The organism is Enterobacter sp. SM3, from assembly GCF_009811935.2.
GTDB classification, from domain to species: Bacteria; Pseudomonadota; Gammaproteobacteria; order Enterobacterales; family Enterobacteriaceae; genus Enterobacter; species Enterobacter asburiae_D.
The window spans coordinates 179,138-192,562 of the sequence record NZ_CP099971.1; the positions used below are offsets into that span (position 1 = coordinate 179,138).

At 56.1% G+C, this 13,425-nt stretch carries 11 protein-coding genes; 7 read left to right on the forward strand and 4 right to left on the reverse strand.

Annotated features, from left to right (window positions below):
• Positions 1-3: 3 nt before the first annotated feature.
• The 3 genes from mtlR to GVO84_RS00760 all read right to left on the reverse strand — a co-directional run bounded on the left by mtlR (position 4) and on the right by GVO84_RS00760 (position 3,747).
• Positions 4-594: a mannitol operon repressor MtlR gene (gene mtlR, locus GVO84_RS00750; protein ID WP_159515257.1), complete on the reverse strand. Its 591-nt coding sequence runs from the start codon at positions 592-594 to the stop codon at positions 4-6.
• A complete protein-coding gene (gene mtlD, locus GVO84_RS00755) occupies positions 591-1,739 on the reverse strand; it encodes a mannitol-1-phosphate 5-dehydrogenase (RefSeq protein ID WP_159515258.1) in 1,149 nt (382 codons plus the stop codon). The genes mtlR and mtlD overlap by 4 nt, the downstream gene beginning before the upstream one ends.
• 100 nt (positions 1,740-1,839) lie before the next feature.
• Positions 1,840-3,747, reverse strand: a complete 1,908-nt coding sequence (locus GVO84_RS00760; protein WP_159515259.1) for a PTS mannitol transporter subunit IICBA — start codon at positions 3,745-3,747, stop codon at positions 1,840-1,842.
• A gap of 656 nt (positions 3,748-4,403) precedes the next feature.
• Here GVO84_RS00760 and GVO84_RS00765 point away from each other — a divergent pair.
• From GVO84_RS00765 to aldB, 6 genes are all read left to right on the forward strand, one after another.
• On the forward strand, positions 4,404-4,760 hold the full coding sequence (locus GVO84_RS00765; protein WP_159515260.1) for a DUF3302 domain-containing protein: 357 nt from the start codon (positions 4,404-4,406) through the stop codon (positions 4,758-4,760).
• Between the two features lie 2 nt (positions 4,761-4,762).
• Entirely contained in the window at positions 4,763-5,899 is a 1,137-nt protein-coding gene (locus GVO84_RS00770; RefSeq protein WP_121426003.1) for an HlyD family secretion protein, read from the forward strand.
• A gap of 90 nt (positions 5,900-5,989) precedes the next feature.
• A complete protein-coding gene (locus tag GVO84_RS00775) occupies positions 5,990-6,598 on the forward strand; it encodes a glutathione S-transferase (RefSeq protein ID WP_159515261.1) in 609 nt (202 codons plus the stop codon).
• A 103-nt stretch (positions 6,599-6,701) separates the two neighbouring features.
• Positions 6,702-8,087 carry an L-seryl-tRNA(Sec) selenium transferase gene (selA, locus tag GVO84_RS00780; RefSeq protein WP_159515262.1) on the forward strand — a complete coding sequence of 462 codons (1,386 nt, stop codon included), beginning with the start codon at positions 6,702-6,704 and terminating at the stop codon, positions 8,085-8,087.
• Positions 8,084-9,931, forward strand: coding sequence for a selenocysteine-specific translation elongation factor (gene selB, locus GVO84_RS00785; RefSeq protein ID WP_159515263.1), 1,848 nt, complete (start codon positions 8,084-8,086; stop codon positions 9,929-9,931). Before selA ends, selB begins: the two co-directional genes overlap by 4 nt.
• A gap of 86 nt (positions 9,932-10,017) precedes the next feature.
• Positions 10,018-11,556: an aldehyde dehydrogenase AldB gene (gene aldB, locus GVO84_RS00790; protein ID WP_023309928.1), complete on the forward strand. Its 1,539-nt coding sequence runs from the start codon at positions 10,018-10,020 to the stop codon at positions 11,554-11,556.
• On the opposite strand, the gene GVO84_RS00795 is transcribed toward aldB, so the two are convergent.
• On the reverse strand, positions 11,553-12,518 hold the full coding sequence (locus GVO84_RS00795) for a LysR family transcriptional regulator (RefSeq protein ID WP_121425999.1): 966 nt from the start codon (positions 12,516-12,518) through the stop codon (positions 11,553-11,555). The genes aldB and GVO84_RS00795 overlap by 4 nt on opposite strands.
• A gap of 117 nt (positions 12,519-12,635) precedes the next feature.
• Between GVO84_RS00795 and GVO84_RS00800 the strand changes: the two genes are divergently transcribed.
• Positions 12,636-13,376, forward strand: a complete 741-nt coding sequence (locus tag GVO84_RS00800; RefSeq protein ID WP_159515264.1) for a MipA/OmpV family protein — start codon at positions 12,636-12,638, stop codon at positions 13,374-13,376.
• Positions 13,377-13,425 lie beyond the last annotated feature (49 nt).

The window sequence follows — 13,425 nt, forward strand, 5'->3', positions numbered from 1 at the left end:
GGCTTACTTCTGAAACGCTTTTTTTAAGCTGATTCGGGAAATCAGCTCAGTCAGGGAGAGAACCATCGTGGAACGGACAACCTGTTGATAACGCAGCTTTTGCATCGCGTAGAGCTCAGGGTCGCTGTTATCAAAATTGGGTGCAGGGGGCAGCGCGTTGACGCAGTGCAGCTCGCCGAAGGGCCCCAGGATCTCATCATCGGTAAAGGTGTACTCATTACCGTCATGATTGAGTTCTTCGCGCAGCGCCATTAACAGCTCCGCATCTTCATACTCTTGCCGGTTCAGCACGCCAAGACCATAAATCAGCTTCAGACGCACGGATAAATCGCCCAGCGGTCCGTCTCCGTCCAGTAACGGTTCTACAGCATATTTTACCGCGTAGTCGTCTTTGCGAAACACCTGAAGCACCAGGATATTCACCGCCTCGGTTAACAGCTCGACGGCGGCAATCAGGAAACTTCGTACGGTTTTGCCAGCATTCAGACGCTCAAGCACACGATTTTCAAAGGCCTGGGTTTGTTCCATTATTGCCTGCATATCTGACAATCTATTATCTGGGCGCAGGTTAACCTGCGCCTCACTGTGCATCATTTGGTTGCGTTGTATGCGTTAACCGCCTCCACAACCACGTCGCTGTTGGCGTCCAGACCGGAAATCTGAGCCAGCGCAGCCTGTGCGCCTTTGTTATCAATCAGCTGAGCCAGTTCCTGCGCCTGCGGGTCCTGCTCGCTGCGGTAGTGCATTGCAGCGGCAATCCCTTTCACCAGGTTGGTGTGCGGCAGGCCGTATTCCAGCGTGCCCAGCAGCGGCTTAATCAGACGATCGCCCGCGCTCAGTTTGCGCAGAGGCTGACGGCCCACGCGCTCAACGTCATCTTTCAGATACGGGTTTTCAAAGCGACCGAGGATTTTCTGGATGTATGCTGCGTGTTTATCAGCATCAAAACCGTAGCGTTTGATCAGCACCGCGCCGCTCTCTTCCATTGCCCCTTTTACCACCGTGCGGATCTTCTCATCGAGGATCGCGTCACGAATGGTCTGATGACCGGCCAATTTTCCGAGGTACGCGGTTATAGCATGCCCGGTGTTCAGCGTGAAGAGTTTGCGTTCGACAAATGCCATCAGGTTATCGGTTAATTCCATTCCCGGAATGGTCGGCAGGGCGCCTTTGAACTGGGTTTTATCCACGATCCACTCGCTGAAGGTTTCCACGGTCACTTCCAGCGGGTCGTTGGTGGCGGATTCTGACGGCGGAACGATGCGGTCCACGGCGGAATCTACAAACCCGACGTGCGCTTCAACCCAGGCTTTGTCTTCATCTGCTACAGCGTTAAGAACGTGGCCTTTCAACTGCGTGGTGCCGCGCACCATGTTTTCACAGGCGATAATGTTCAGTGGGGTGTAGATGCCCTGCGCTTTACGTTTTGCCAGGCCTTTCGCGACCGCAGGAGCGATACGCTCAAGGACAACCGGACCGACCGCCGTGGTCACCAGATCGACGCTGGCGATCAGGTCGATAACGTCTTCACCGATGCTGCTGACCGCGTTGACGCCGGATACCGTCTCAACCTGCTCGTTTTCACCGACCACGTGTACCTGATAGCTATGACGCGCATTCAGGGCATCCAGGACAACCTGATTCACATCGGCGAATGTCAGCGTAATGCCCGCGTCTGCCAGCAGTTTACCGATAAAACCACGACCGATATTACCTGCGCCAAAATGTAATGCTTTCATAGTGTTAACCTTCATCAATGTTTTTACCCGAGAGGGCTGGGGTGAGGAACGTTTCCCCTCACCCTAGCCCTCTCCCCATGGGGAGAGGGAAGAGGTGCTGCTATTTGTTGAGCAGTGCCAGAACTTCTTCAACGCTTTCAGTCTGAGCCAGACGCTCGATAACAGACTCATCATCCAGCGCGTTGGTCAGGCTGGTAATCACCTGAATGTGCTCGTTGTTGCGAGCGGCGATACCAATCACCAGACGGGCGATGTCGTCTTCTTCTTCACCGAAGCGCACGCCGTCAGGATACTGACAGAATACGACGCCGGTTTTCAGCACGCGGTCTTTCGCTTCAACCGTACCGTGCGGCACCGCGATGGATTCGCCCAGGTAGGTTGGCGTCAGTTTTTCGCGTTCCAGCATTGCGTCAACGTATTCAGGCTGAACGTAGCCGCCTTTCACCAGCTGCTCACCGGCAAAGCGAATCGCTTCTTCTTTGGTTGCCGCTGTACGACCGAGGAAGATGTTTTCCGCACCCAGCTTGAAGAGGTGGGCGTTGCTCTCGTCAAAGCTGTCCTGCAGGCTGGAGCGCACTTTCACTTCGTTGTCTTCGTGACGCTGCGCCGCAACCAGACGTTCGGTCAGGCTGGTGTACAGGCCGCTGTCGAGGAAGTTGGTCAGCGAAATGTGCTGTGCCTGCGGTACCTGACGCATGGCGCGTTCGGTCAGGTCGCGGTGCGTGATGACCAGGTCAACATCCGGCGGCAGGCTGTTGATGGCGCTGTTGGTCACGGATATGTTGGTCAGGCCCGCATCCTGCACTTTCTTACGCAGCACGCCTGCACCCATTGCGCTGGAGCCCATACCGGCATCACAGGCAACGATGATTTTACGCACGTGGCTCAGGTCGTTAGAGACATCGCCCGCGGTCAGCGGGGTTGCGCCTTTGGATTCAGCTTTCATGTCGTGCATACGACGGGTCGCCGCTTCAATATCGTCGTCTTCTTTCACTTTGCTGGTTTTCAGCAGGATAGAAGAGACCACGAAGGAGACCGCCATGGCCGCACAGATGGCCGCGATGTTCGCGAAGTACGCCCCTTTTGGCGTCATCGCCAGTACCGCCAGGATAGACCCCGGAGAGGCCGGAGACACCAGACCGCCGCCCAGCACGCTCAGGGTGAACACGCCGGTCATACCGCCAAGGATAACGGCCAGGATCAGACGTGGGTTCATCAGCACGTACGGGAAGTAAATTTCGTGAATACCGCCCAGGAAGTGAATGATTGCCGCACCGCCAGCAGACTGCTTCGCGCTGCCGCGACCAAAGAACATGTACGCCAGCAGTACGCCCATACCCGGACCTGGGTTAGCTTCAATCAGGAAGAAGATGGACTTGCCGAGATCGTGAGATTGCTGAATACCCAGCGGCGAGAAGATGCCGTGGTTGATGGCGTTGTTCAGGAACAGGATTTTCGCCGGTTCTACGAAGATAGACGCCAGCGGCAGCATGTCGTGCGCAACCATGAAGTTAACGCCTGCCGCCAGAATTTTGGACAGCACTTCAACCGCAGGGCCAATGCCGAGGAACGCCAGAATCGCGAGGATCATCCCGATGATGCCCGCAGAGAAGTTGTTCACCAGCATTTCGAAGCCGGATTTGATCTTACCATCAACCCAGACGTCGAATTTCTTAATCGCCCAGCCGCCCAGAGGACCGGCAATCATTGCACCGAGGAACATCGGCATATCCGCGCCGACGATAACACCCATGGTCGTGATGGCACCCACTACGCCACCACGGTCACCGCCCACCAGACGACCACCGGTGAAACCGATGAGCAGCGGCAGGAGATAGGTAATCATTGGGCCAACAAGTTTCGCCAGCGTTTCGTTAGGCAACCACCCTGTCGGAATGAACAATGCAGTGATGATACCCCACGCGATAAACGCGCCGATATTTGGCATCACCATGTTGCTGAGGAAACGACCAAAGCTTTGAACTTTGATCTTGAAATCGGATGACATAAAACACCCCTTCTTCTGTTTGCGCTTAGGCTTGCGGCCCGAGGTTTATTGTTAATGAGGCGGCAGAGGTAGCCGGACCCTGTTCTGATGCTGTGAAATCTGGCACTGAATCGTTCAACTGTCCAGACAGCGAAAATTTGTGTGACGCATGTCACGTAAATGTAGGGGGTGTGGATATTAATGAGGTGATCTGAATCACAAAATGGATGTGCAAAAAAAATACGATGGCGAGAAATAAAGCAAAAACCACCCTTTTCTGTGATGTTGTTCACGTTTTGGTTTTGTGTGTTTGTTTCTGGATTGTGACTGATTTCACAAAATATTTTTATGCAGATTTCTCCGGCTGCGATCGGCGGCAAACTCTGCCTGGCGTTTCGACGTCAGGATGACTTAGCACGACACGTTAAGCTAAAAAACCACTTTTGATGTGTGGTATGGCGAAAAGTTAAAACGTGGATTACGCTCATATTGTAAGGTTAAGTCTATTATTATTCAGGATATATTTTGACACGCTTATAAACTTGCATGGAGTTATTATAAAAACCCATACTCCCCGGCTCGGAAATAGTAAGCACAACCCCGTGTTTATAAAAATTAATTAGGTTGCGTACCATTATATTAATTTAATGAGTTGACGTTGTTTAAGTGAGGAGAATATGTTTCTCAACTATTTTGCGCTGGGCGTATTGATTTTTGTATTTCTGGTTCTCTTTTACGGAATCATCGCCATCCATGACATTCCATATAATATGGCCAAAAAGCGTAACCATCCCCATGCCGATGCGATTCATACTGCAGGCTGGATTAGCCTGTTTACGCTTCATGCCATCTGGCCGTTCCTGTGGATTTGGGCCACGCTGTACCGTGAAGATCGCGGCTGGGGTATGCAGAACCACATTACAAAGCCTGATGAGGTGCCGGGCATGGATGCGCTCGCCAAACGCGTGGCGGAACTCGAACAAAAGCTGGCCGCGATAAAGCCTGCTGCTGATAAGAACACGCTGGAGCGCTAATCATGGATCTGTTAATTATTTTGACCTATGTGGCATTTGCCTGGGTGATTTTTAAAATATTCCGTATTCCGGTAAACCAGTGGACGCTCGCTACCGCGACATTAGGCGGGGTGTTTATTGTTGCCGGACTTATTCTGTTAATGAACTATAACCATCCGTACACCTTTACGGCGCAAAAAGCAGTTATTTCTATTCCGATTACGCCGCAGGTTACCGGGGTGGTCAGTGAAGTGACCGATAAAAATAACCAGCTCATTAAAAAAGGCGAAGTGTTATTTAAACTGGATCCGGGCCGCTATCAGGCGCGCGTCGACAGGCTCCAGGCCGACCTGGTGACCGCGACGCACAATATCGACAATCTGAAAGCGCAGCTGGTGGAGGCCGTCGCCAATACGACGCGCGTCTCAGCAGAGCGCGACCGCCTGTATAAAGATTATCAGCGCTACCTGAAAGGCAGCCAGGCGAAGGTGAATCCGTTCTCTGAAAGCGATATCGACAACGCGCGGCAGAACTATCTCGCGCAGGATGCGCTGGTAAAAGGCTCCGTTGCTGAACAGACCCAGATTCAAAGCCAGTTGGACAGCATGGTGAACGGCGAGCAGTCGCAGATTGCCTCCTTACGCGCTCAGCTTGCCGAAGCCAAATACAACCTGGATCAGACCGTGGTGCGTGCGCCCAGCAATGGCTATATCACCCAGGTGCTGATTCGTCCGGGGACCTATGCCGCCGCGCTGCCACTGCGTCCGGTGATGGTCTTTATTCCTGAACAGAAGCGTCAAATCGTGGCCCAGTTCCGTCAGAACTCGCTGCTGCGCCTGAAGCCGGGCGATGAAGCGGAAGTGGTGTTCAACGCGCTGCCGGGCCAGGTGTTCTCCGGGAAGCTCACCGCGATTCTGCCGGTGGTGCCGGGAGGCTCCTATCAGGCGCAGGGCGCGCTGCAGTCGCTGACGGTGGTGCCGGGAACGGACGGCGTGTTGGGCACTATCGAACTGGATCCGAATGCGGAAGTCGATGCGCTGCCAGACGGTATTTACGCCCAGGTGGCCGTCTATTCGGACCATTTCGCCCACGTGTCGGTCATGCGTAAAGTATTGCTGCGCATGACCAGCTGGATGCACTACCTCTACCTCGATCACTAATCCTTCCAGGGCAGGAATGCGACACGCATACCTGCCCTTTTTTCATCGCTTGATCCATACTGAGCTTTTTCCGGCATCAAGGATCAGGCAATGAAACTCATCGGTAGCTACACCAGTCCCTTCGTGCGAAAGATCTCGATTCTCCTGCTGGAGAAAGGGATTGAATTTGAATTCATCAATGAACAGCCTTACAACGCCGAAAACGGCGTCGCGCAGTACAACCCGCTGGGGAAAGTCCCGGCGCTGGTGACGGACGAGGGCGAATACTGGTTCGATTCCCCGATTATTGCGGAGTATATCGAGCTGCTGGGCGTTGCCCCGGCCATGCTTTCGGCTGACCCAAAAGCGGCGCTGGCAGTGAAGCAAATTGAAGCCCTGGCCGATGGCATTATGGATGCGGCGTTAACCTCCGTGCGTGAACAGGCAAGGCCCGCCGCCCAGCAGTCGGAGACGGAACTGTTACGCCAGCGGGAAAAGATCAGCCGCAGCCTGGACAGGTGCGAGCAGCTTATCCGGGAAGGAAAAATTCAAACCGACAGCCTGAACCTGGCAACCATTGCCATCGCCTGCGCCATCGGCTATCTCAACTTCCGCCGCGTTTCCCCCGGCTGGTGCGTCGACCGTCCGCTGCTGGTGAAACTGGCAGACACGCTTTTTAGCCGCGAGAGCTTTGCCCGGACAGAACCGCCAAAGGCTTGACGCGGGTTATAACACTTCGGCGTCGGAGGCGTTACAATCCCTCCACATGTTAACTCCCTCTCCCGTCGGGAGGGGGGAAGATATTTACTCGCCAGGCGCTTTCATGACTACTCATCATTCGCTGTACAGCCAGATCCCCGCGACCGACCGTCTCCTTCGCGAGCCCCGCATTCATGCTGCCGTTGAGCGTTTCGGTCATACCGCGACGGTGGAGATGCTACGTCTGCTTCAGGACGAAGCTCGTAGCGCTATTCAGTCAGAAAACGCCTTGCCCGGCTGGTGCGCGGCGTGGGAGCAGGAAGCTGAACGCCGGCTGGATGAGAAAGCGCAAAGCGCGTTACGCCCGGTGATTAACCTGACCGGTACCGTACTGCATACCAACCTGGGCCGCGCGCAGCAGGCGGAAGAGGCTATCGCGGCGGTCGCGCAGGCCATGCGAGCGCCCGTGACGCTGGAGTACGATCTGGACGGCGCCGGGCGCGGGCATCGTGACCGGGCGCTGGCGGACCTGCTGTGTCAGCTGACCGGCGCGGAAGATGCCTGCATTGTGAATAACAACGCCGCAGCGGTGCTGCTGATGCTGGCGGCCACCGCCAGCGGCAAAGAGGTGGTGGTGTCCCGCGGCGAGCTGGTGGAGATTGGCGGGGCGTTTCGCATTCCGGACGTGATGCGCCAGGCGGGCTGCACGCTGCATGAAGTGGGCACTACCAACCGTACCCATGCGAAAGATTATCGCGCGGCGGTGAATGAAAATACCGCCCTGCTGATGAAGGTCCACACCAGCAATTACCATATTGAAGGCTTTACCAAAACGGTTGAAGAGGCGGAGCTGGCGGCGATTGGCAGCGAACTGAATATACCGGTGATTGCCGATCTCGGCAGCGGCTCGCTGGTGGATCTGAGCCTTTACGGGCTGCCGAAGGAGCCGATGCCGCAAGAGATGATTGCCGCGGGCGTCAGCCTGGTCAGCTTTTCCGGCGACAAGCTGCTGGGTGGGCCGCAGGCCGGGATTATCGTCGGCAAGCGCGAGCTGATTGCGAAGCTGCAGCAGCATCCGCTCAAGCGCGCCCTGCGAGCCGATAAAATGACGCTTGCCGCGCTGGACGCGACGCTGCGGCTCTATCTCCACCCGGAGAAACTGGCCGACCGCCTGCCCACGCTGCGTCTGTTAACCCGCGATGCCGCCTCGATTCGCGCCCAGGCCGAATTACTGCTGCCGCGCATTGCTCCGCACTACCCCGATTTTGACGTTCGCATTGAACCCTGCCAGTCGCAGATTGGCAGCGGTTCGCTGCCGGTGGACAGGCTGCCGAGTGAAGCACTCACGTTCGCCCCGCGCGACGGGCGCGGCAGCGGCCTCGAAGCCCTGTCGTCGCGCTGGCGTGGCCTGCCTGCGCCGGTTATCGGGCGGATTTACGGTGGCCGAATGTGGCTGGATCTGCGCTGCCTTGAAGATGAAGAGCGATTTCTGGAGATGTTGTTGAAATGATTATTGCCACCGCCGGTCACGTCGACCACGGAAAAACCACGTTACTGCAGGCGATTACCGGCATAAACGCCGACCGTCTGCCGGAAGAGAAAAAGCGCGGCATGACCATCGATCTGGGCTATGCCTACTGGCCCCAGCCGGACGGCCGCGTACTGGGTTTTATAGATGTTCCGGGGCATGAAAAGTTTCTGTCCAACATGCTGGCGGGCGTGGGGGGCATCGATCATGCCCTGCTGGTGGTGGCCTGCGATGACGGCGTTATGGCGCAAACCCGTGAGCACCTGGCGATCCTGCAGCTGACCGGCAACCCGCAGCTGACCGTGGCGCTGACCAAAGCCGATCGCGTGGACGACGCGCGCGTCAGCGAGGTGCGCGAAACGGTGCAGGCGGCCCTGCGGGAATATGGCTTTGCCGATGCGCCGCTTTTTGTCACCGTGGCGACAGAAGGGCGCGGTATCGATGAACTTCGCCACCACTTACAGCAGCTTTCGTCGCGTGACCACGCCAGCCACCACCGCTTCCGTCTGGCCATTGACCGGGCGTTTACCGTCAAAGGCGCGGGTCTGGTGGTTACCGGTACGGCGCTGAGCGGCGAAGTGAAAGTGGGGGATAGCCTGTGGCTGACGGGCGTTAACAAGCCGATGCGCGTGCGCGGCCTGCATGCGCAAAACCAGCCCGCAGAGCATGCTCATGCCGGGCAGCGGATCGCGCTGAACATTGCCGGGGATGCGGAAAAAGAGCAGCTTAACCGCGGCGACTGGCTGCTGGCCGATGCTCCACCAGAACCGTCTGAACGCGTCATTGTCTCTCTGCAGACAAACGTGCCCCTGACCCAATGGCAGCCGCTGCATATTCACCATGCGGCGAGCCATATCACCGGGCGCGTGTCGCTGCTGGAAAACGACCTTGCCGAACTGGTATTCGATTCTCCGCTCTGGCTTGCTGACAACGATCGTCTGGTATTGCGTGATATTTCCGCGCGGGAAACGCTGGCCGGGGCACGGGTCGTCGCGCTGAATCCACCGCGACGCGGCAAGCGTAAACCTGAATATCTGCGGTGGCTGGCAGCGCTCGCGCAGGCTAGCGATGATAGCGCCGCGCTGCGGGTGCATCTCGATCGCGGTGCGGTGAGCCTGAGTGATTTTGCATGGGCACGCCAGCTGAGCGGGGAAGGCTTACGTCAGCTCACCCAGCAGCCGGGCTTTATTCAGGCTGGAAATAGCCTGCTTAATGCCCCGGTTGCGGCACACTGGCAGCGTAAGATACTGAACACGCTGGCGACGTACCATGAACAGCATCAGGACGAGCCTGGCCCGGGCCGTGAGCGTCTGCGACGCATGGCGCTGCCGATGGAAGACGATGCGCTGGTGCTGCTGCTGATTGAAAACATGCGCGAAAGCGGTGTGATTAAAAGCCACCACGGCTGGCTGCATCTGCCGGATCACAAGGCCGGGTTCACCGCAGAGCAAGAGGCAGTATGGAAAAAAGTGGCCTCGCTGTTTGGCGATGAGCCGTGGTGGGTTCGCGATCTGGCCCGCGAAACGAGCACCGACGAGCAGGTGATGCGTCAGGTATTGCGCCATGCGGCGCAGCAGGGGCTGATAGTCGCGATCGTGAAAGATCGTTATTACCGTAACGATCGTATTGTGGCGTTTGCCAACCTGATCCGCGAGCTGGATCAGGAGCGGGGCTCTACCTGCGCGGCCGATTTCCGCGACCGGCTGAACGTGGGCCGCAAGCTGGCGATTCAGATCCTGGAGTATTTCAACCGCATCGGCTTTACCCGCCGTCGCGGTAACGATCATTTATTGCGAGATTCGTTATTATTTCCTGAAACTCCGTGACCCCCGTCGTAAACGCCGTTACCGGTTGGCGAGAAAATCGCCAGCCGGAACTACCCTTGTTGTACACCAACAGCAAGGAGACGGTCATGACAAACAATCCTCCCTCATCGCGTATCCAGCCCGGCGAGTATGGTTTTCCCCTCAAGCTGAAGCCTCGTTATGACAACTTTATTGGCGGCGACTGGGTTGCTCCCGTCGACGGCGAATACTATTCCAACCTGACCCCCGTTACCGGCCAGCCGCTGTGCGAGATAGCCAGCTCCGGCAAGCGCGATATCGATCTGGCGCTGGATGCGGCGCACAAAGCGAAAGATAAATGGGGTCATACCTCCGTTCAGGACCGCGCGGCCATTTTGTTCAAAATCGCCGACCGGATGGAGCAGAATCTGGAGCTGCTGGCGACGGCGGAAACCTGGGATAACGGCAAGCCGATCCGGGAAACGATGGCGGCAGACGTGCCGCTGGCCATCGACCACTTCCGCTATTTTGCCTCCTGTATTCGCGCTCAGGAGGGCGGGATAAGCGAGGTAGACAGCGACACCGTGGCGTATCACTTCCACGAGCCGCTGGGCGTCGTCGGGCAAATTATTCCGTGGAACTTCCCTCTGCTGATGGCGAGCTGGAAAATGGCGCCCGCGCTGGCGGCCGGGAACTGCATTGTGCTGAAACCGGCGCGTCTGACCCCGCTCTCGGTGCTGCTGCTGATGGAAATCGTTGGCGATCTTCTGCCGCCGGGCGTGATTAACGTGGTCAACGGGGCGGGCGGTGAGATAGGAGAATATCTGGCTACCTCGAAACGGATCGCCAAAGTGGCGTTTACCGGGTCGACGGAAGTGGGCCAGCAGATCATGCAGTACGCCACGCAGAACATTATTCCCGTGACCCTGGAGTTGGGCGGGAAATCCCCGAACATCTTCTTCGCGGACGTGATGGAGGAAGAGGATGCCTTCTTCGATAAAGCCCTGGAAGGGTTTGCGCTGTTTGCGTTTAACCAGGGCGAAGTCTGCACCTGCCCAAGCCGCGCGCTGGTGCAGGAGTCCATCTATGAGCGCTTTATGGAGCGGGCTATTCGCCGCGTCGAGTCTATCCGCAGCGGTAACCCGCTCGATAACGTTACGCAGATGGGCGCGCAGGTCTCGCACGGACAGCTGGAAACTATCCTCAACTACATTGATATCGGCAAGAAAGAGGGGGCGGATATTCTGACCGGCGGTCGCCGTAAGGTGCTGGGAGGGGATCTGCAGGAAGGGTATTACCTTGAGCCGACGATCCTGTTCGGTCAGAACAACATGCGCGTCTTCCAGGAGGAAATTTTCGGACCGGTGCTGGCCGTGACCACCTTCAAAACCATGGAGGAGGCGCTGGAGATTGCCAACGACACGCCGTATGGCCTGGGGGCAGGCGTCTGGAGCCGCAACGGTAATCTGGCCTATAAAATGGGCAGAGGCATTCAGGCCGGGCGCGTCTGGACCAACTGCTATCACGCTTATCCGGCGCACGCGGCCTTTGGCGGTTATAAGCAGTCGGGCATCGGGCGTGAAACCCACAAGATGATGCTGGAGCATTACCAGCAGACGAAATGCTTGCTGGTCAGCTACTCCGATAAACCGCTGGGGCTGTTCTAATCGCCCAGCTCAGGCCGTCCATGGGCGGCCTGAGCAATTTGCTGGCGCAGGCAGTTGAGGACGCCATCCAGAACGTACTGCACGCGCCAGGGCTGGTATTCACGTTTGCGGAAGATGGCCGTCAGATCGAGCCACCACTCTTCCTGATGCGGGAAGCAGGGGACCAGCATCCCGTTTGTTAATTCTTTCTTCAGACTCTCTTTTGGTGCAAAAACAATTCCAAGATTATTTCTTGCCAGCTCCAGAGCCGTCTGCGTATTGTCGCAAATATAATTACCGGTCACCCGGTAGTCATGCACGTTATCACTGCCGTGCACGCGAAAACGCCAGATGTTCGCATCATCGACCAGCATAGAGTCAATGAGAATGCAGGAGTGGTTAATTAAATCTTCAGGTCCCGTTAAGGGGTGTTTATTTAAATACTCAACGGTTGCGAATGCCGTAACGGAATATTTTGTCAACACGCTGGCGACCAGGCTTTCGTCTTTCGGTTGCGCATAGGTAATTAAAATGTCGCAATCATCCGGGAAGGAAACGCCTTCTGAAAATTCATTCCGATCCAGGTTGTAGGTTTTCAGGGAGATGCGAATGTCACCGATGTCTTCTATCTGATGGATCACGTGGCGCGCGAGATAGGTTACGATACCTGTAGGGGCATAGATTGTGACCTTTCCTCGCTTCTCATGCTTATAATCAGCAATGAAATTAACAAGTTGACTGTTTTTATCCAGCGTGGCGTTAACGTAAGGGAGTAACGCTTCACCAAACTGGGTCAGGGCCAGCTGGCGCGTGGTGCGCTCAAAAACCTTCAGTCCAACCCGCGTTTCAAAATCAGACAGATATTTACTGACGTTGGCCTGCGCCATGCCCAGCAGGGCGGCGGCATCACCAATGCTGTGGGTGGCTGCGATGACGGATATAATTTTTAATTCGCGTGGCTTTAGCTGTAATTTATTCATCATGCGCACCCATCTATATGATTTTATATATAATATTATATAAACCGCAGCGTTGCATTGGCAAATTTGTAACCATTATTATGCGCCTCGCTTGTTTGGCATTTTAATGGATTACATGTAATGACTATTAAATACAATTTACTCATCGCTGCCACGTTATTTGCAACATCCTCAGCAATGGCCGGAGACTTTTCACTTGGAGCGGGGGCTGTATTTAATGAGTCTCCTTACAAAGGCTATAACGAAAATACTACCGCAGTACCGTTAATTAGCTACGAAGGCGATCGCTTTTACGTTCGCCAGACCACCGGAGGATGGATCCTGTGGAAAGACCCAAAAAATGAATTCAGCCTGACCGCGTCGTGGATGCCGCTGCACTTCGATCCTGATGACAACGACGACCATCAGATGAAGCAGCTTGATGAGCGTAAAGCGTCAGCCTTCCTCGGTGGCGCGTACTACCGCCATGAAAGTTGGGGCTCGCTGAAAGTGGCGGTCTCGGGTGATGCGATGGATGAAAGCGGTGGCGTAGTGGGCGAGGTATCGTACTTCCGTCCGATCCGAATGGAGCGCCTGACCCTGACGCCTTCTGTTGGTGTGTTCTACAGCGACGAAAGCTATAACGACTACTACTACGGCGTATCCGGCAGCGAGTCTCGCCGCTCAGGTCTGGAGCAATACACCGCCGGTGACAGCTGGACGCCATACGTTGGCCTGGCAGCTAAATACCAGTTAACGCAGAAGCTATACCTCAACGCCAGCGCGGTCTACACCGTGTTGCCTGACGACGTGAAGAACAGCCCAATGATCGACCGCGACGACAGCTTCGCGCTGATGACCGGCCTGACCTGGCGTTTCTGATGCGGTAAAGCCGGGTGGCGGCTTCGCCTTACCCGGCCTACGTGGGGCA

Bases quoted from the DNA above. Each gene is read 5' to 3' on its own strand.
- mtlR (WP_159515257.1), bottom strand. From the start codon at position 594: ATGATGCACAGTGAGGCGCAGGTTAACCTGCGCCCAGATAATAGATTG.
- mtlD (WP_159515258.1), bottom strand. From the start codon at position 1,739: ATGAAAGCATTACATTTTGGCGCAGGTAATATCGGTCGTGGTTTTATC.
- GVO84_RS00760 (WP_159515259.1), bottom strand. From the start codon at position 3,747: ATGTCATCCGATTTCAAGATCAAAGTTCAAAGCTTTGGTCGTTTCCTC.
- GVO84_RS00765 (WP_159515260.1), top strand. From the start codon at position 4,404: ATGTTTCTCAACTATTTTGCGCTGGGCGTATTGATTTTTGTATTTCTG.
- GVO84_RS00770 (WP_121426003.1), top strand. From the start codon at position 4,763: ATGGATCTGTTAATTATTTTGACCTATGTGGCATTTGCCTGGGTGATT.
- GVO84_RS00775 (WP_159515261.1), top strand. From the start codon at position 5,990: ATGAAACTCATCGGTAGCTACACCAGTCCCTTCGTGCGAAAGATCTCG.
- selA (WP_159515262.1), top strand. From the start codon at position 6,702: ATGACTACTCATCATTCGCTGTACAGCCAGATCCCCGCGACCGACCGT.
- selB (WP_159515263.1), top strand. From the start codon at position 8,084: ATGATTATTGCCACCGCCGGTCACGTCGACCACGGAAAAACCACGTTA.
- aldB (WP_023309928.1), top strand. From the start codon at position 10,018: ATGACAAACAATCCTCCCTCATCGCGTATCCAGCCCGGCGAGTATGGT.
- GVO84_RS00795 (WP_121425999.1), bottom strand. From the start codon at position 12,518: ATGATGAATAAATTACAGCTAAAGCCACGCGAATTAAAAATTATATCC.
- GVO84_RS00800 (WP_159515264.1), top strand. From the start codon at position 12,636: ATGACTATTAAATACAATTTACTCATCGCTGCCACGTTATTTGCAACA.